This is a genomic window from Ideonella lacteola (assembly GCF_038066555.1).
GTDB classification, from domain to species: domain Bacteria; phylum Pseudomonadota; class Gammaproteobacteria; order Burkholderiales; family Burkholderiaceae_C; genus Ideonella; species Ideonella lacteola.
In genome coordinates this window covers 1-18296 of sequence record NZ_JBBUTG010000005.1, presented here as the reverse complement: position 1 = coordinate 18296, position 18296 = coordinate 1, and the positions used below count along the sequence as shown (strand labels likewise).

At 66.2% G+C, this 18296-nt stretch carries 12 protein-coding genes and 1 pseudogene; 8 read left to right on the top strand and 5 right to left on the bottom strand.

The features are described from left to right. The first annotated feature begins 4 nt into the window (after positions 1-4). Entirely contained in the window at positions 5-2062 is a 2058-nt protein-coding gene (gene ligA / locus AACH06_RS10165; RefSeq protein ID WP_341425559.1) for an NAD-dependent DNA ligase LigA, read from the top strand. Here the strand turns inward: ligA and AACH06_RS10160 are convergent. Together AACH06_RS10160 and AACH06_RS10155 are read right to left on the bottom strand one after the other, a co-directional pair. Continuing rightward, positions 2059-2664 (bottom strand): YdeI/OmpD-associated family protein, encoded by a 606-nt coding sequence (locus AACH06_RS10160; RefSeq protein ID WP_341425558.1) that lies wholly within the window; start codon positions 2662-2664, stop codon positions 2059-2061. The genes ligA and AACH06_RS10160 overlap by 4 nt on opposite strands. Positions 2665-2666: 2 nt before the next feature. Beyond that, the gene (locus AACH06_RS10155; RefSeq protein ID WP_341425557.1) at positions 2667-3221 is read right to left on the bottom strand and encodes a DUF1697 domain-containing protein; all 555 of its coding nucleotides are present in this window, start codon (positions 3219-3221) and stop codon (positions 2667-2669) included. A gap of 150 nt (positions 3222-3371) precedes the next feature. On the opposite strand from AACH06_RS10155, the gene def reads away from it, so the two are divergent. The 7 genes from def to AACH06_RS10120 all read left to right on the top strand — a co-directional run bounded on the left by def (position 3372) and on the right by AACH06_RS10120 (position 16577). After that, positions 3372-3923 carry a peptide deformylase gene (gene def, locus AACH06_RS10150; protein ID WP_341425556.1) on the top strand — a complete coding sequence of 184 codons (552 nt, stop codon included), beginning with the start codon at positions 3372-3374 and terminating at the stop codon, positions 3921-3923. Positions 3924-4019: 96 nt separating this feature from the next. Further along, on the top strand, positions 4020-6119 hold the full coding sequence (locus tag AACH06_RS10145) for a DUF6600 domain-containing protein (protein ID WP_341425555.1): 2100 nt from the start codon (positions 4020-4022) through the stop codon (positions 6117-6119). 168 nt (positions 6120-6287) lie between these two features. Beyond that, positions 6288-9140, top strand: a complete 2853-nt coding sequence (locus AACH06_RS10140; protein ID WP_341425554.1) for a zinc-dependent metalloprotease — start codon at positions 6288-6290, stop codon at positions 9138-9140. A gap of 173 nt (positions 9141-9313) precedes the next feature. Beyond that, a complete protein-coding gene (locus tag AACH06_RS10135) occupies positions 9314-10897 on the top strand; it encodes a Kelch repeat-containing protein (RefSeq protein ID WP_341425553.1) in 1584 nt (527 codons plus the stop codon). A 182-nt stretch (positions 10898-11079) separates the two neighbouring features. Continuing rightward, positions 11080-14607 carry a DNA polymerase III subunit alpha gene (dnaE, locus tag AACH06_RS10130; protein ID WP_341425552.1) on the top strand — a complete coding sequence of 1176 codons (3528 nt, stop codon included), beginning with the start codon at positions 11080-11082 and terminating at the stop codon, positions 14605-14607. Between the two features lie 308 nt (positions 14608-14915). Then, the gene (locus AACH06_RS10125; RefSeq protein WP_341425551.1) at positions 14916-15155 is read left to right on the top strand and encodes a hypothetical protein; all 240 of its coding nucleotides are present in this window, start codon (positions 14916-14918) and stop codon (positions 15153-15155) included. A 108-nt stretch (positions 15156-15263) separates the two neighbouring features. Further along, a complete protein-coding gene (locus tag AACH06_RS10120) occupies positions 15264-16577 on the top strand; it encodes a patatin-like phospholipase family protein (RefSeq protein ID WP_341425550.1) in 1314 nt (437 codons plus the stop codon). On the opposite strand, the gene AACH06_RS10115 is transcribed toward AACH06_RS10120, so the two are convergent. The 3 genes and pseudogenes from AACH06_RS10115 to AACH06_RS10105 form a co-directional block, all read right to left on the bottom strand. Continuing rightward, positions 16535-16792: a ComEA family DNA-binding protein gene (locus AACH06_RS10115; RefSeq protein WP_341425549.1), complete on the bottom strand. Its 258-nt coding sequence runs from the start codon at positions 16790-16792 to the stop codon at positions 16535-16537. The genes AACH06_RS10120 and AACH06_RS10115 overlap by 43 nt on opposite strands. 240 nt (positions 16793-17032) lie before the next feature. Continuing rightward, positions 17033-17977, bottom strand: coding sequence for a porin (locus AACH06_RS10110; RefSeq protein WP_341425548.1), 945 nt, complete (start codon positions 17975-17977; stop codon positions 17033-17035). A 52-nt stretch (positions 17978-18029) separates the two neighbouring features. Beyond that, a pseudogene (locus AACH06_RS10105) lies at positions 18030-18296 on the bottom strand (branched-chain amino acid ABC transporter substrate-binding protein); the annotation flags it as partial.

Genomic DNA, 18296 nt, shown 5'->3' with positions numbered 1-18296 from the left:
GCGCATGCCTGAATCCGCTGCCCCCCAGACCATCGAGCGCGCCGCCGCGCTGCGCGCCCAGCTCAATCACCACGCCCACCTCTACTATGTGCTCGATGCGCCGGAGATCCCGGATGCCGAGTACGACAAGCTGTTCCAGGAGCTGGAGGCGATCGAGGCTGCTCACCCCGAGCTGCGCACCGCCGATTCACCCACGCAACGGGTGATCGGCCAGGTGTTGCCCGGGCTGGTGCCGGTCCGGCACACCGTGCCGATGCTGAGCATCCGCACCGAAACCGACACGACGGCGGGAGGCGCGGAGGCCTTCGACGCCCGGGTGCGCCGCGAACTCGGCCTGACCGAGGCTGACCCGCCGGTCGAATACGCCGCCGAGCTGAAGTTCGACGGGCTGGCCATCAACCTTCGCTACGAAGGTGGTGTGCTGGTGCAGGCCGCCACGCGGGGCGACGGCGAGACGGGCGAGGACGTGACGCACAACATCCGCACGATCGGCCAGATTCCCCTGCGCCTCATGGGCCACACGCCGCCACCAGTGATCGAGATCCGCGGCGAGGTCTACATGCGGCGCGATGACTTCGAGCGCCTGAACGAGCGCCAACGCGAGAAGGGCGCCAAGACCTACATCAACCCACGCAACACCGCCGCGGGTGCGGTACGGCAGCTCGACAACCGGTCGCTGGCCGACAAGAAGCTGAGCTTTTTCGCCTACGGCCTCGGCGACGTGCAAGGCTGGGAACGGCCCGCCACCCACAGCAGCCTGCTCGACGCCATCGCCGCTTTCGGACTGCCGGTGAACGCCGATCGAACGGTGGCGCCGGGAGCGGCAGGACTGGTCGAGTTTCATCAGCGCATCGCCGACAAGCGCGATGCACTGCCCTTTGATATCGACGGTGTCGTCTACAAGGTCAACAGCCGCGAGCTGCAGCAGAAGCTGGGCTTCGTCAGCAGAGAGCCGCGCTGGGCGGTGGCCCACAAGTACCCGGCGCAAGAGCAGATGACCCGGGTGCTGGACATCGACATCCAGGTCGGCCGCACCGGCAAGCTCACGCCGGTGGCCAAGCTCGAGCCGGTGTTCGTGGGCGGCACGACGGTCAGCAACGCCACCTTGCACAACGAAGACGAAACGCGTCGGAAAGACGTGCGCATCGGCGACATGGTCATCGTGAGGCGGGCCGGCGATGTGATCCCCGAAGTGGTCGGCATCGTGGTGGACAAGCGGCCGGCCGATGTGGGCGAGCCTTTCGACCTGTACAAGCGGCTGGGCGGCCAATGCCCGATCTGCCACAGCCCGATCGAGCGGGAGGAGGGCGAGGCGGACTGGCGTTGCACCGGTGGCATCACCTGCCCGGCGCAGCGCAAGCAGGCGTTGCTGCACTTCGCCAGCCGACGGGCCATGGACATCGAAGGTCTGGGCGACAAACTGGTCGATCAGTTGGTCGACGGCGGCATCGTGAAGACAGTGCCTGACCTCTATCGCCTGGGCCTGGCCAACCTCACGGCCCTGGAGCGGATGGGCGAAAAAAGTGCCCAGAACCTGCTGGCCGGGATCGAGAAGAGCAAATCCACGACGCTGGGTCGATTCCTATTCAGCCTCGGCATCCGACAGGTGGGCGAGACGACGGCGAAGGATCTGGCGCGGCACTTCGGCAACATCGATCGGCTGATGGATGCGCGCGTCGAGGAGCTGCTGGAGGTCAACGACGTCGGCCCCATCGTCGCTGAGAGCATCCGCCACTTCTTCGAGCAGCCGCACCACCGAGAAATCGTGGAGCAACTGCGGGCGTGCGGCGTGCACTGGCCCGACCAGGAAGGCACCGCCAGCGACGCGCCTCGCCCGCTGCTGGGCAAGACGCTGGTGCTCACGGGCACCTTCCCGACCCTCAGCCGCGACGAGGCCAAGGACCTGATCGAGGCCGCCGGCGGCAAGGTGAGTGGTTCGGTCTCGAAGAAGACGACCTACGTCATCGCCGGCGCCGAAGCGGGCAGCAAGCTCGACAAGGCGCGTGAGCTCGGTGTCGAGGTGCTGGACGAGGATGGGCTGAGGGCGCTGCTGGCCGGTTAGCGAGTGTCGTCGGAGCCTTTGCCGGAGTACTTCGTCGTGTGCCCCAGCCGCCGGCCGGCGGCCGAATCCTCGATCAGGGTAGTCAGCCGCTTCTGCCGTGTCGCTTCTGTCTTGGGGCTGGTGACATGGTGGATGCAGGCCCGGCGATAGCCGGGGGGCTGCTTCTCGAAGAAGGCCCAGGCCTCGGGGTGGGCCGCACGGAATTGTGCTTCGATCTCCGGCGGAAACTCTTGCGCCCGATCGGCGAATGAATAGCCGCGCGCGTGCTGCTCGCCACGGGCTTCAAACACCGCCAGCCCTGCCGGCTGCATCCTGCCTTCGGCGATCAATTCGGGCACACGCTTCACGTTGACCTGGCTCCACACACTGCCGGGCCGGCGCGGGGTGAAACGGATGGTGTATCGCTCGTCGTCGATGCGCTTGCGCACCCCGTCGATCCAGCCCACGCACAGGGCCTCGTCCACCGATTCAGGCCAGGTGACGCTCGGATGGCCGGTGCCGACCTTCCAGTAGCCCAGCAGCAATTCGCTGGCGCGGTGGTGGTGCTTCTTGAACCAGGCTCGCAGCAGGGCGGGCGTGTCGAAATAGAGCGGTTCGTCCATCTTCAGGTGGTCGGAGATTGCAGCAGCGTGGCGATCCTCAGCGCCGTGGCCCAGTTGCGGGTGGTGACGTCGTCGCGCAGTTGCTTGTCGAGTGCCACGGCGGCGCGGCTGGCCAGGATGCCTTGCTCGCACCACAAATAGGCTCCATGCCGCCCTGTGGCGCATTGGTCGGGCGACCAATCCTGGCGGGCGAACGCCAGCACCGCTTCTCGGGCGTGGGCATGCCGCCACACGATGACCAGCAGGCGAGAGTGGTCGCTCGCCTGGTCGAGCAGCGGGTTGTCGCAGAGCAGCTCAGCCCACTGGGCAGCGTCCAGCACCGTCAGCTTCGAGCTGAAGCCGAAGGCCGCAGGGATCGTGGCTTCAATGTCGCGCGCGGCGCGTGCGGCTTGGCCCGGTGGCCCATGAAAGACGACATTGCCGCTGTTCAACAGCGTTTTGACCCGGCTGTAGCCGAGCGACTCGACCAGCGCCTTCAACCCGGCCATCGGCATGCGCTTGGCCTTGCCGACGTTGATGCCTCTGAGCAGGCCGATGTAGGGGGTGGTCGTGGTCATGAAGTCTAGGCTGGTGGATCCGCCAGCCCGCGCTGGGCAAGTGAATTGCCCTGGGTCGAGCCACCCGTGCAGATACGCGGCGCCAGGTGGCCGCCCGCGCGGCCGCCACATAATGCCCGACTTCCCGGCACCACCGAGCAATCCACGACCATGGCAGTGCGAGAGATTCTGAAGATGGGTGACCCGCGCCTTCTGCGCGTGGCACCGCCAGTCACCGCATTTGGCACGCCCGAGCTGCTCGGGCTGGTGCAGGACATGTTCGACACCATGGCCGCGGCCAACGGCGCCGGGCTGGCCGCCCCGCAGATCGGCGTCGATCTGCAACTCGTGATCTTTGGCTTTGACCGCAGTGAACGCTACCCCGAGGCGCCGCCCGTCCCGAGAACGGTGCTGCTGAACCCGGTGATCACGCCGCTGGCCGACGCCGAGGGCCAGTTGGGCGAGGAGGAGGGGTGGGAGGGGTGCCTGTCGGTTCCTGGGCTGCGCGGGGTGGTGCCGCGCTATCGGCGTATCCGGTACACCGGCTTCGACGAGCACGGCCGCCCGATCGACCGCGAAGCTGAGGGTTTTCACGCACGGGTGGTGCAACATGAGTGCGACCACCTCATTGGCCGGCTGTACCCCACCCGCATGAGAGACCTGACCCGGCTCGGCTACACCAGCGTCCTGTTCCCGGGGCTCGATCCGTCGTCGGACGATTGATGGGATGGCCTGCCAGTTACAAGACAGAAACACTGTGACGTCAGCCAAATGGGCCGGCCGGGCGTTGTGGAATTGGAAGAGTCTGGAGATCAAGCTATGAACATCTGGAAACATCGCTGGGCTGCCGCCGCCAAAGGCCTGGCAGCTGTGCTGATGGCAGGAGGGCTGGGCTTCGCCTCGTTGGCCGCTCACGCTGAAGACGATCCCCCCGGCCGCGTCGGTCGCCTGGCCGATGCCAAAGGCCAGGTCTGGTTCCTGGAAGCGGGCCAAGGCGAATGGCAATCTGCCAGCAACAACCGACCGATCACCACCGCCGACCGGATCGCGACCGACCGGGATTCGCGCGTTGAGCTGCAGATCGGATCGACGATCGTTCGCATCGACCAGGGCAGCGACCTGGAAGTGAACCGCCTGGACGACGACCGCATCGAGCTGACCTTGCACGACGGCGCCGCTTCGGTACGCGTTCGCGAGCCCGAGGTGGCGCGCGAGTTCCAGATTTCCACCGCCGAGGGCCGATTTCAGCCTCGCGCCGCGGGCCTTTACCGCATCGACCGTGACGAGCGGGGCAGCAAGGCCGGTGTGACGCAGGGCGAGTTGGAGTTCGAATCCCAAGACAGCCAGCTGGCGCTGCGCCCCGGCCAGCGGGCCGAGCTGTGGATCGATCCGAGCGATCGGCGCACCCACTACAACTGGGCATCGCCCGCCAGTGACGACTTCGAGCAGTGGGTGCGTCGCGACGACTCGCGCGACGAGCGCTATGCCGCGCAGCGCCCGATTTCGCCAGAAATGACGGGTGCCGACGACCTGGACCGCAATGGCCAATGGGGCAGCCACCCCGAATACGGCGCGATCTGGTACCCCACCACCGTGGTGGCAGGTTGGGCACCGTACCGCTACGGCCACTGGGCCTGGGTTCGTCCGTGGGGCTGGACGTGGGTCGATGACGCGTCATGGGGCTTTGCGCCGTTCCACTACGGTCGTTGGGTGCACTGGGGAGGCCGCTGGTGCTGGGCCCCGGGCACGTATGTGCGCCGTCCGGTTTATGCGCCGGCGATGGTGGCCTGGGTGGGCGGCTCGAACTTCAGCGTCTCCGTCCACGTCGGCGGTGGTCAGCCGGTGGGCTGGGTGCCCCTGGCCCCGCGTGAGCAGTACTACCCGACCTACCGCTATTCGCCGACCTACATCAAGCAGGTCAACGTCACCCACGTGACGGTGATCAACCAGGTGCGTCCGTCGCGCCCGGTGGTGTACCGCAACACCGGCGTGGCCGGTGGCGTCACCGTGGTCTCTTCTGATGTGCTGACCCGTCGCCAGGCTGTCAACGCCGCGGCCCGACCCGCCGATGCCGACGTGATGCGGGTGATGCACAACCAGCGTGGCGGCGTGGCCCAGGTCGCACCGCCGACGCCGGCGAATGCCTCGCTGGCCCCGCGCCAGGTGGTGCAACCCGGCCGCCGTGACCGTGATGCGACCCCGCCGCCGCCGCGTGGCACGACGCCGGCGATGCGCGAGATGCAGGCCGACGGCAAGGACGGCAACGGTCGCCCCGCTGGCACGCCGGGCGCTCGTCCGCAGGACGCCCAGCAGGGGCGCCCCATGGCGCCGAACCGCCCGCAGGCCAACGGTCGCGACGACGACCGTTCGCCGAATGGCAATCCGAACCCGAACGCCAACCCGGTGGCCCGGCCCCAGGCGGGTCAACCGAGCCCGGCGGGCCAGGGTGAAGGTGGGCGTCCGCACGTGGCGCGTCCGCCGCTCACGAACCCGGGCAACACGGCCAACCCGCGTGACCGCGATGACCGTGCCGATCGTCCGGACCGTGATCCTGGCAAGGCGGGGGTGCCGCAGCCCCGCCGCGAGACAGACGCCACGGGTTTCCAGCCCCAGCGTGAGCGCGAGCACCGCGAGGTGCCGGGTTTCCAGAACCAACGTGAGCGTGATGGGCGAGACGTGCGTGACGGGCGTGAAGGCCGCGAGGTGCCGGGATTCCAGCAGCGTGAACGCGAACAGCGCGAAGTGCAGCGACCGCAGCCTCAGGTGCAACCGCAACCCCAGCCGCAACCTCGCGTCGCACCGCGTGACGAGCGGCAGGCCGAGCAGCGCCAACCCGAGCGCCAGGATCGCCAGCAGGACAAGCCCGAGCGCCGCCGCGATCATCACGATCGCAAGGACGGGCCGAACTCCCAGAACTGAGTTCGATCCAATGGTGCGGTGAACGGCCGCGCCCGTGAGCTCTGACCATCCTGGGTGTCCACGGATCGTCGCTGCTCCCCCTGGCGGGGCACAATCGCCACGCAGCCATCGCGGCACCGAGCAATCGGTGCCGCGTTGTTTCTTTGGTGACGCGTCTCTTCCTCGCCCATGCTCCCTGTCTTTGCCGATCCGAATCTTCGCCACCGTGCAGGCATCGTCTTCTCGTCGACCAGCCTGTTGCTGAGTCTTGTCGCGTGCTCGACGCCACCGGCCGCCACGGCCCCGGCGGCCGGGCCCGCGCCCGCCGCCAGCCCTGCGGCTGCGGCGGCACCCGCCGAGGCGGCCTCCGCCTCTGGGGCGTCCATCCCCGGCGCCCCGGTGGCGGCGCCCTCGGCGCCAAAGCCCGGGGCTGCCAGCCCCTCGCCGGCATCGGCTGCTGGCAGCCAGCCGGCATTTGCGGCGGTGATCAAGGACGCGAAGCGCTCCGACGGCTTGCTGCCGGTCTGGCAGAAAGACGAAAAGGTCTGGTTCGAGCTGAAGCCCGACGACTTCAACAAGCCGTTGTTCCTGTCGCCCAAGCTGTCGAACGGCATCGGTGAACAGGCCATCTTCGGCGGCAGCATGTTGGGCTTGCAATACGGGGGCCGGCCGCAGATCGTCGAGTTCCGTCGGGTGCACAACCAGGTGATGCTGGTGGCCCGCAACGAGCGCTACATCGCCCCCGCAGGCTCGCCCGAGGCACGCTCGGTGGCACACGCGTTTTCAGACAGCCTGCTCGGCAGCGTTCCGGTGGCCAGCCAGGCACATCCCGATTCCAAGGCCATCCTCATCGAGGCCAACCCGATCTTCGTGGCCGACTTGATGGGGCTGGGCATCCAGCTGCAACGCACTTACCGCCAGAACTACGGGTTCGATGGCCGCAATTCGGCCTTCTCACAGGTGCGCACCGATGCGGACGCGGTCACGCTGGACGTGAACCTGCACTTCAGCACGGCCAGTCTTGCCAGCCCTGTGCCCGGCGCGCCGAGCACGGCGCCCGTGCCGATCCTGCCCAACACGCTGCCCGATCCGCGCAGCATGTTCCTCGGCTTGCACTATTCGCTGGCGGCTCTGCCGGCGCAGCCCATGGCGCCCCGCAAGGCCGACCCGCGCGTCGGCTACTTCAACACGACGGTGCTCGACTTCGGCAACGACACGGTTCGCACACCGAATCGCCACTACGTGCGGCGCTGGCGCCTGGAGAAGAAAGACCCGACGGTGGAGTTGTCCGAGCCGGTCAAGCCCATCACCTACTGGATCGACCGCGATGTGCCCGAGCGCTACCGCGACGCGATCACCCGGGGCGTGCTGGCCTGGAACGCCGCATTCGAGCGCATCGGCTTCAAGAACGCGATCGTCGTACAGCAGCAGCCCGAAGACGCGGCCTTTGACACGCTCGACCTGCGTTACGCCTCGATCCGCTGGATGACGAACGCCGACCCCGCCTTCGGCGCCATCGGCCCCAGCCATGTCGACCCGCGAACGGGTGAGATCCTGGACGCGGACATCGGCATCGAGAGTCTGTCGTCCCGCAATCGCCGTACCGAACGCTCGCAGGTGCTCGCCGGGCGCCCGCTGGCAGACGCGTCTGAACTGTTGCAGGCCGACGGCGGAGAGCGGCTGGCGGCGTTGCTCCAACATGGTGAAGATGCGCTGCACTGCCAGCACGGCGCGATGGCTGCTGAGCAGCTGAACTACGCGCTCGACGTGCTGTCGGCGCGTGGCGACATCGACCCCGCCAGCCCCGAGGCAGAGGCCTTCGTGCAGGCCTATCTGTTCGACGTGACGATGCACGAGGTGGGGCACACGCTGGGCCTGCGCCACAACTTCCGCTCGTCGCGCATCTACAGCGATCGGCAGCTGTCGGACCCCGATTTCACCCGCACGCACAGCCTTGCCGGCTCGGTGATGGAGTACGCGCCGGTGAACCTCGGCCGCCCCGGCGAGCCGGTGCCTGCGCCATTCCAGACGACGCTGGGCCCGTACGACTACTGGGCCATCGAATACGCCTACAAGCCGTTCCCGGCGGAGATGCCTGCGGCCGAGCAGGAGGCCGAGTTGCAGCGTATTGCCGCTCGATCACCCGAACCGCTCTTGGCGTACGGCACCGATGAGGACAACCTCCTGGGCTACGACCCGGAGACGCTGGTCTTCGACCTGGGTGACGACCCGCTCGTGTTCGCGAAAAAGCGCATCGCGATCGCACGCGACCTGTTCGAGCGGCAGGAGCGACGCATCCTGAAGCCGACAGAAGACTACACCGTGCTGCGTCGAGCGCTGGGCTACGCGCTGCGTGATGCCACCCGTGCCGCCGGCGTGCTGGCGCGCCAGATCGGCGGCTTGCGCACCCTGCGCGATTTCCCGGGCAGCGGCCGCGATCCGCTGCAGCCGGTGCCGGCCGCGGTGCAGCGCGATGCGCTTGACACGTTGGCCAAGACCTTCCTGTCGGCCGAAGGCTTCCGGGTGTCGCCTTCGTTGGCGCGCAAGCTGGCGCCCGATTACCTCGAGCGCTTCGGTGGTGTGGACCCCGTGCCGACCGATTTTTCCCCCGGGGCGGCATTGCTCGACCTGCAGCGCGCGCTGCTGAACCAGCTGATGAGTGAAGGCTTGGCCGCTCGGCTGCTCGATGCGCAGGCCAAGGCCGATTCGCCGAAGGAGGCATTCAGCGTGGGCGAGCTCTACCGGCGCGTGACGGGAGAGATCTGGTCTGACCTCGCTCGGCCAGGCGACATCCCCGTGGCCCGCCGCGAACTGCAGCGCGAGCATCTGTCTCGCCTGGCCAACTTGCTGCTCCGGCCCTCGTCCACCAGCCGTGCCGATGCCCGGGGCCTGCTTCGCCAGGATGCGCGCGCCTTGCTGGAGCGCATCACGGCCGCCAGCCGAAGGGCTGACCTGTCTGTCGAAGCGCGGGGCCATCTGGCGGACAGCGCCGATACCCTGCGTGCCGCACTGAACGCCACCGTTCAGCGGGCCGGTGTGTGAATTCGTTGTCGCATTGACAAGAATCGTCATCGCTCGGCATTGACACCACGCCGCCCCCTCGCCACGGGCCGGCCCCGTCTCGATACTCCAGCGCTCGTCCACCCCTACCCGCCGGGACGGGGTGTTCCTGGTGATGCGCCCTAGCCATCGTGATGGGCGCTGGAGATTGAGTGATGATTGATTTGGCCTCGAGAAAGAAGTGGGTGCGGCGTGCCTGTGCCGTGGCTGCCGTGTCGGCGCTGACGCCGCTGGCCCAGGCGGCCACCTGGACCAAGCTCAGCAACGCCCCGTCGGGCACCATCGAGCTGCTGATGCTGCTGACCGACGGCACCGTGCTGGCACACAGCCAGGATCTGCCCGGCACCGTGTGGCGCAAGCTCACGCCCGCGGCCGACGGCAGCTATGCCAACGGCACGTGGTCTGACGTGGCTCGCATGGGCACCGGCCGGGTCTACTTCGCCAGCCACGTGACGCCGGATGGCAACGTCTGGGTGCTGGGCGGCGAATACAGCGGCCCCAACCTCGACGCGACCTGGATCAACACCGGCGAGGTGTATGACACCCTGGCCAACAAATGGACGCCGATCGCGCCGCACCCCGAGTCGAACTACGGTGACGTGCCTTCGATGCTGCTCAACGGCAACAAGATCCTGGCCGGTTCGCTGTCCCACAACACCAGCTTCATCTACGACCTGAAGAAGAAGACCTGGAAGCAAAGCGGCAGCAAGATCTACAGCGACGAGACCAGTGACGAAGAGACCTGGGTCAAGCTGCCCGATGGCAAGGTGCTGACCCACGATCTGTTCCACAGCATCTCGGCCAACGGAGCCTACGCCGAAGCCTACGATCCCAAGTCGCAGACCTGGTCCAGCCGCAGCCCCAGCGATGGCGGCTCCACCGGCACGATTCCGGCACTGAGCAGCCAGTTCCTCGGCTACGAGACCGGCCCGGCGCTCACCCTGCGCAGTGCGGACAACCGGGGCAAGGTGCTGTTCATCGGTGCAACCGGCCACACCGCGATCTACGAAGTGGGCAGCAACAACTGGCTGGCCGGCCCGGACATCATGGGCACCCTGAACGGCAAGAAGGTGCTGTTCGGGGCCGACGACGCCCCCGCCGCCGAGTTGCCCAGCGGCCACGTCATCCTGGCGGCGGACGCCGCGCCGACGCAGGGCCCATTCGAAGCGCCGACCCAGCTCTTCGACTACGACCCGGTGGCCAACACCATCAACCCGGTGTCGCCGGCGTTCCCGCAGGCGATGAGCTTCCCGGCCTACCTGACGCACATGCTGATGCTCCCGAATGGCCAGATGATGTTCTCGTATGGCACCCGCGATGTGTGGATCTACACGCCCGATGGCGAGGCGCCCAAGAAGGCCAAGCCGGTACCGCAATCGCTGCACTACGACGGCAACGGCCAATTCACCTTGACCGGCCTGCGCATGAACGGCGTCTCGGCGGGCAGTGGCTATGGCGACGACGCCGAGTCCGACGAAAACTACCCAATCGTGAGTTTCACCACCGGCAACACCGTTCGGTATGCCCGCACCTTCAACTGGGACAACACCGGTGTTCAGCAGAAGAAGCCCTCCACGGTGAAGCTGACGCTGAAGGCTGGCACGCCCGCGGGCGTGACACAACTGGTGGTCAGCGGGGCAGGCGTTCAATCACTGCCACGCTGCGTGACGTTGACGGCCGAGCAGGTGGCGGGCACGGGCTCGCCGGCAGACGTGCCGATCGGACGTTGCGCTCAGTGATGTACTCGGGGCCGTACTCTGCAGTACCCCCCTTGGTCTTCACGTCGATCGCCCGGGCCGTCTAGCGACAGCCCGGTGCGCCGGATGCGCAGGACGCACAGACGGTGTGTTGCGGCTGAGTGCGGCTGAGGGCGGCTGACCGCGCAGCGGTTGGCCAGGGAGGCGCCTTCGTAGAATGCCGCATGCCGTTTGTTCACCTGCGCACCCATACTGAGTTTTCTGTGGTCGACGGCACGCTGCGCGTCGACGATGTGGCCGCGGCAGCGGCCGCCGATGGCCAGGTGGCCCTGGCCGTCAGCGACTTGGCCAACTTGTTTGGCGGGGTCAAGTTCTACAAGGCTTGCCGGGGCAAGGGCGTCAAGCCCATCCTCGGTGCCGATCTGTGGGTTGAGCCGGTCGAGGCGGGCGACAAGGCGGCGAGCCGCCTGTTGGTGCTGGTGCAAAGCCGCGAGGGCTACCTCAATCTGAGTGAGCTGCTGGCCCGTGCCTGGACGCGCAACGTGCAGCGTGCACAGGCCTGGGTCACCTGGGAATGGCTCGCCGAGTTGGGCCAAGGCCTGATTGCATTGTCGGGCGCCGAGCACGGCGCGGTGGGCATGGCCCTGCTGGCGGGAGACACCGCACGCGCCCGGCAGGCTGCCGAGCGCTTGTCCGGGCTGTTCCCGGGCCGTTTCTATCTGGAGCTGCAACGCGCCGGCTTGCCGCAGCAGGAGGCGCTGGTGCGAGCCACCGTGCCGCTGGCGGCCGAGCTCAGGCTGCCCGTGGTGGCCACCCATCCCGTCCAGTTCCTGACGCCTGACGACTTCGAGGCCCACGAGGCGCGGGTGTGTATCGCCGAAGGCGAGACGCTGGCCAACCCGAGGCGAGTCAAGCGTTTTGGCCGTGAGCAGTACTTCAAGAGCCAGAGCCAGATGGAGGCGTTGTTTGCCGACATCCCTTCGGCGGTGGCCAACACGCTGGCCATCGCGCAGCGCTGCAACCTGACGCTGGTGCTCGGCAAGCCACGGCTGCCGGATTTCCCGACACCGATCCAGGACGATGGCACCCCCATGCCGATCGACGCCTTCTTCCGGCAGGAATCGTTCGAAGGGCTCGAGCGCCGGCTGGAGTTGCTGTTCCCAGACGTCGCCCAACGTGATGCCGAACGCCCACGTTATGTCGAGCGGCTGGAGTTTGAGATCGGCACGATCCTGAAGATGGGCTTCCCGGGCTACTTCCTGATCGTGTCGGACTTCATCAAGTGGGCCAAGGCCAACGGGTGCCCGGTGGGCCCGGGCCGGGGCTCGGGCGCGGGCTCGTTGGTGGCCTATGCGTTGTCGATCACCGATCTCGATCCGCTGCAATACAACCTGCTGTTCGAGCGCTTCCTGAACCCGGAGCGGGTGTCGATGCCTGACTTCGACGTCGACTTCTGCCAAGGCAACCGCGACCGGGTCATCGACTACGTCAAAGAGAAGTACGGTCGGCCGGCGGTGAGCCAGATCGCTACCTTCGGCACGATGGCAGCCAAGGCGGCGCTGCGCGACATCGGCCGGGTGTTGGGCATGGGCTTTGGCCATGTGGACTCGATCGCCAAGCTCATTCCCGCGCCGCCAGGCAAGACGGTCACGCTGGCCAAGGTGCCGGAGAAGCCGGATCCCGGCGTCATCTACGCGCGCCAGGAGGCGCCCGAACTGGAGCAGCGCGAAGCGGCCGAGGAAGAGGTGGCCGAGTTGCTGTCGTTGGCGGCACGGGTGGAAGGCATGGTGCGCAACATCGGCATGCACGCCGGGGGCGTGCTGATCGCGCCGGGCAAGATCACCGATTTCTGCCCGCTGTACCAGCAGCCCGGCAGCGATTCCGCCGTCAGCCAGTACGACAAGGATGACGTCGAAGCCATCGGCCTGGTGAAATTCGACTTCCTGGGACTGGCCACGCTGACCATCCTCGAGTTGGCGAAAGACTTCATCGTCGCCCGCTACCCCGATCAGAAGGATTTCGCTTATGAGAAGCTGCCGTTGGACGACCGTGCGGTCTACAAGCTCTTCTCCGATGGCTTGACCGAAGCCGTGTTCCAGTTTGAATCGCGGGGCATGCAGGGCATGTTGCGTGATGCCAAACCATCGCGCCTGGAAGACCTGATTGCGCTGAACGCGCTGTACCGGCCGGGGCCGATGGACCTGATCCCCAGCTTCGTGGCGCGCAAACACGGCCGCGAAGAGGTGGAGTACCCCCACCCCTTGGTGGAGAAGGTGCTGTCGGAGACCTACGGGATCATGGTCTACCAGGAGCAGGTGATGCAGACCGCCCAGGTGCTGGGCGGCTACAGCCTTGGCGGCGCCGACTTGCTGCGCCGCGCGATGGGCAAGAAGAAGGCCGAGGAGATGGCCCAGCACCGCGAGATCTTCCGCAAGGGAGCCGCGGTCAATGGCATCGATCAGCCCAAGGCCGACGAGATCTTCGACTTGATGGAGAAGTTCGCGGGCTACGGCTTCAACAAGTCACACGCTGCGGCCTACTCATTGCTGGCTTATCACACAGGCTGGCTGAAGGTCCACTACACGGCCGAGTTCTTCGCGGCCAACATGACGATCGAACTGGGCGACACCGACAAGCTCAAGGTGCTGCTCGCCGATGCAACGAAGAACTTCAAGCTGCAGTTCGAGCCGCCCAACGTCAACTCCGGGGTCTATCGGTTCGAGCCGATGCCTGGCCCCGAGGGCCGCAAGAAGCTGCGCTACGGCCTGGGGGCGATCAAGGGCACGGGCCAAGGCGCGATCGAGGCGATCGTGGCGGCGCGCGAGGAGGGGGGGCCTTTCACCAGCCTGTTCAACTTCTGTTCCCGCGTCGACAAGGGCAAGTGCAACAAGCGGGTGGTCGAAGCCCTGATCAAGGCCGGTGCGTTCGACACCTTGCATCCCGATCGGGCTGCGACGTTGGCGAGCGTGAGCTTGGCCTTCGAATGGGCCGAGACGCAGGCGGCCAACGCCAACCAGGGCGGCTTGTTTGACTTCGGTGATGACTCGGCCCACGGCTCGCATACGCAAGAGCCACCGCTGGTGCCGGCCGAACCGTGGTCGGTGCGGGAAAAGCTGAGCCTGGAGAAAACGGCCATCGGCTTCTATCTGTCGGGCCACTTGTTCGATGAAAACGAGGCTGAGGTGCGGCGCTTCTGCCCTCGACGTGTGGCGGATCTGATCGATTCACGCGACCCGCAATTGCTGGCGGGGATCGTGACGGAGCTTCGGGTGATCAACGGCACGCGCGGCCGCGTCGGCATCTTCAAGCTCGACGACTGCAGCGAGCCGATCGAGGCGGTGGTCAACGAGGAGCTGCTCGACGCGCACCGGGATGCCCTGCGTGAAGATGAACTGATCATCGTTCAGGGCAAGGTTCAACCGGACCGCTTTTCGGGAGGGCTCAGGCTGAACGTCAATCAGGTATGGGATTTGGCAGGCGCGCGTGCGCGCTTCGGCCGACACCTGGCCGTCGAGGTGAATGGTGGAGCGGCGCCCGTGGCCGAGCTCGTTCGCACTTTCCCCGCCAAGGTAGAGCAGGCGGAGGAGGGCGAACTGGTTCAGGGCTTGAGCGTCCGTCTGATGCTCAAGCGTGCCGGCGCGACGGCCGAGCTGGATCTTGGCGCGGCGGGGCGCATCTGGCCGAGTGATCAGGCGTTGGCGCGGTGGCGCCAGGTGGCTCATGACGGCAAGGCAACAGTGGTGTACAGCTGATACCCACTGGTAATAGTTAGTTTCTGCCGCGTTCATCGGCCAACCGTTCGGGTGGGTGCTGCGTTCCAATGTGAACTTGTATTGCTGTAGCCGGCCCATCGATCATGTCCAGTCTGAACAAAAGCTCTTCGACTCATCCAGTCGTCCGCGCGACGATGTGCAGCCTGGTGTTGGCGGCTGCCGGTCTCGCGGGCCTACTGATCAGCCCTGCAAGCCAGGCGGCTGATGTGGGTGTGTCCATTTCGGTCAGTCAGCCTGGCGTTCACGGCCGCATCGACATTGGTCGCTTCCCGCAACCCGAAGTGGTCGTGGCTCAACCGGTTGTCGTGCGCCAACCGCGCGTGGTGGTGGCCCAGCCGGTTCAGCCGGTGTACCTGTGGGTGCCACCGGGCCATCAGCGCCATTGGTCGCGTCACTGTCACCGCTACAACGCCTGCGGCGTGCCGGTGTATTTCGTCAAGGAGTCCTGGTACCGCACACATGTGGCGCCGGCCCCGGTGTACGACAACCATTCGCATGGCCGCGGACGTGGCCATGACCACGACTGAATCACCGTCGTCCTCTGCACAAGGGGATGTCCCCTGTGCAATAGGTGCTCGGTTTCCCCTCAATTGGGGCTTTTTCGGGCGTGAGGGCCGGCCTAGACTGGCCTCACCATGAAGACGCCACCCGTCACCGGACTCATCCTCACCGGCGGCGGTGCCCGCGCGGCCTACCAAGTCGGCGTCCTGCAGGCTCTGGCGGAGATCCGCCGGGCCTGTGTGGTGCCCGACACCAACCCCTTTCCCGTGATCACCGGCACCTCGGCGGGGGCCATCAACGCCGCGGCGCTGGCGGGAGATGCCGACGACTTCGATCGCGGCGTCGACAAGTTGGTGTCGATCTGGCAGGGCTTCCACGCGGACCAGGTCTACCGCTCTGATTCGATCGGCGTCATCCGCACGGGAGCACGCTGGCTGACGATGATGTCCATCGGATGGGTCATTGCCCGCTGGCGCAGGCTCAAACCGCGTTCGCTGCTGGACAACACGCCGCTCGCCGGCCTGCTGGAGCGGATGGTGCGCCTCGAGCGCATCCCCGAGTTGATTCGCGACGGGCATTTGAAGGCGTTGGCCGTCAGTGCGTCGAGCTATTCATCGGGTGAGCACGTCACGTTCTACAACGCCGCCGAAGAGGTCCCGGCCTGGGTTCGATCGCAAAGGCGAGCGGTGCGTGACCACATCGGGTTGCCCCATCTGCTGGCGTCATCGGCGATTCCGTTCGTCTTTCCCGCCAAGCAGCTGATGATCGACGATGAGCCTCAGTGGTTCGGCGATGGGTCGATGCGTCAGGCCGCCCCCATTTCCCCGGCGATTCACCTGGGCGCCGAGCGCATCCTGGTGGTGGGGGCAGGGCGCATGCATGAGCCCCCGGGCAAGCGCCATGTGAGCGCCGAGTACCCCACGATGGCGCAGATCGCCGGGCATGCGCTGTCGAACATCTTCTTGGATGCGTTGGCCGTGGACGTCGAGCGCCTACAGCGCATCAACAGGACGCTGCAACTGCTGCCCGCAGAAGCTCGCGAGAAGAGTGCGCTGCGCCCCATCGACGTGTTGCTGATCGCGCCCAGCCAGCGCCTGGATGACATCGCCGCCCGCCATCTGGATGCACTGCCGTTGACCATCCGCACGCTGCTGCGAGGTGTGGGCGTGAGCGGGCAAGGCAACGACGCACGTGGCGCAGCGCTGGCCAGTTACCTGTTGTTCGAGTCGGACTACACCCGCGAATTGATGGCGTTGGGCGTGAGCGACACGATGGCGCGTCGTGACGAGGTGGCCTCCTTCTTTGGCTGGGCTTTGCGGGGCGAGGACGGCCACCCTGGTGAGCAGGCAGCAGCCAGACGTCATGCGTCCGCAGTGATCGACCCCATCATGCCCGAGTCGGTCAGCTACTTCAGTCGGGGTTCAGACGCTGCGCCGCTGCCCGCCTGATCGGGGCGCGACACGAAGGGTTCGCCGCGGATGCGCATGCCCGCGGCAGACAAGCGCGACGCGTGCGTCGGGCCGATGCCTTTCATCCTCTCAATGAAATCGGCCCAATCAATAAAGCGCCCGTGCTCGCGCTCGGCCAGGATGCGGTCCGACAGTTGCGGCCCGACGCCCTTTACCATCTCCAGTTCCGCCTGATTGGCCAGATTCAGATCCACCGGCCGAGGCTGGATGGCGCCCAGAGCCGCTCCGCCAAAGGAAGCGGCGGCAGTCCACATCACGAAGGCCCAGGCAGCGCTGGCGCTCTGAGGAACGTGCCGCGAGCGCATGCCGAACCACTGGAGACGGCGGCGGGGATGCATGGTCTGCTGCATGGTGAGTGGCGGGGCTGGGCCCCAAATGAAAAAGCCGCACCGGTTGCCCGGCGCGGCTTTCACGATCGATCGACTGACGTCAGATCAGAAGTTGTGGCGGATGCCCAGGGCGAAGGCGTTGAAATCGCCACCGTAGATGCCCGAGTCATCAGCGATCTTCGTGTAGTAGCCGTAGACCTTGGTGCGCTTGCTCAGGTTGTAGTTGTAGCCAACCGTCCATTGCAGGGCGTCGGTGTCCTTCAGGTCGCTGTACTCGCCGGTGCGACCGACGTTCAGGTGCAGCTCGTTGGCACCGAACGCGTACATACCGGACACGCGGAAGTAGGTGCGGTCGCCGATGACAGGCTCGCTCACGCGTTGAACCAAGCCGCCCACGGTGAATGCGCCGAACTCGTACAAGCCGCGCACAGCGAACTGCTTCTCTTCATCACGCTTTGAATAGCCGGCACCCAGATGCAGAGGGCCCGCATCATAATAAGCCGCCAGGTCCCAGGTCTTCTTCAGGTCCGGAGTCGGATCCGGGTTGTTGACGCCTTCGGCCACCGAAATGAAGGCTTGGAAGCCGCTCAGGTTCGGCGTGACGTAGCCGACCTTGTTCTGCGTCACATACGTGCTGAAGCCGTACAGCGCATCCGACGAGTCACCGGTCTCGTGGTTGTGCATGCCGATGTAGTCGGACGTTGCATAGTACGAGTCAGGCGTGAAGGTGCCCAAGCGGATCTGGCCGAAATTACCAGCCAGATTGACTTCAGCTTGACGACCCCAGAAGGTCGACGCGGCAGTGCCCGTCGTCGGGTCGAAGCCATGCTCGATCTGGAAGCCAGCCTTCAAGCCGCCGCCCAGGTCTTCCGTGCCCTTGAAGCCGATGCGCGACGAGTTGTTGTTAACTTCGCCTTGGCGATCTTCATCGCCGTGCTTCACGCTTTCGACGGTCACGTTCAGGCGGCCGTACACGGTCACCGACGATTGGGCGAAGGCGCCACCGGCGGCCACAGCGGCCAGGAGGCCGAGCGCGATTTGCTTTTTCATGTGTCTTCTTTCCTCTCGTTAGGGGGGAACCCGAATTCTGCCTAAGCCTTTCTCAGCGGACGACTGCGATCTGCTCGCGCTTGTCTGCTTTGTAGGTAAAAAGCGTCAGTGCCCCGTTCTTGATGTCGCCCTTATCATCAAAAGCGATGGTTCCGGTCACGCCCTTATAACCACTGGTTTTAGCGAGTGCGGGCAGATAAACCTTCGGGTCGGCCGAGCCGGCCTTGACCATGGCGTCGACCATCACCATCGTGGCGTCATAGACGTACGGGGCGTAGATCTGCACATCGGCGTTGAACTTCTTCTTGAAGTCGACCTT

Excerpts from the sequence above, each read along its gene's own strand:
- ligA (WP_341425559.1), top strand. The coding sequence starts at position 5 with ATGCCTGAATCCGCTGCCCCCCAGACCATCGAGCGCGCCGCCGCGCTG.
- AACH06_RS10160 (WP_341425558.1), bottom strand. The coding sequence starts at position 2,664 with ATGGACGAACCGCTCTATTTCGACACGCCCGCCCTGCTGCGAGCCTGG.
- AACH06_RS10155 (WP_341425557.1), bottom strand. The coding sequence starts at position 3,221 with ATGACCACGACCACCCCCTACATCGGCCTGCTCAGAGGCATCAACGTC.
- def (WP_341425556.1), top strand. The coding sequence starts at position 3,372 with ATGGCAGTGCGAGAGATTCTGAAGATGGGTGACCCGCGCCTTCTGCGC.
- AACH06_RS10145 (WP_341425555.1), top strand. The coding sequence starts at position 4,020 with ATGAACATCTGGAAACATCGCTGGGCTGCCGCCGCCAAAGGCCTGGCA.
- AACH06_RS10140 (WP_341425554.1), top strand. The coding sequence starts at position 6,288 with ATGCTCCCTGTCTTTGCCGATCCGAATCTTCGCCACCGTGCAGGCATC.
- AACH06_RS10135 (WP_341425553.1), top strand. The coding sequence starts at position 9,314 with ATGATTGATTTGGCCTCGAGAAAGAAGTGGGTGCGGCGTGCCTGTGCC.
- dnaE (WP_341425552.1), top strand. The coding sequence starts at position 11,080 with ATGCCGTTTGTTCACCTGCGCACCCATACTGAGTTTTCTGTGGTCGAC.
- AACH06_RS10120 (WP_341425550.1), top strand. The coding sequence starts at position 15,264 with ATGAAGACGCCACCCGTCACCGGACTCATCCTCACCGGCGGCGGTGCC.
- AACH06_RS10110 (WP_341425548.1), bottom strand. The coding sequence starts at position 17,977 with ATGAAAAAGCAAATCGCGCTCGGCCTCCTGGCCGCTGTGGCCGCCGGT.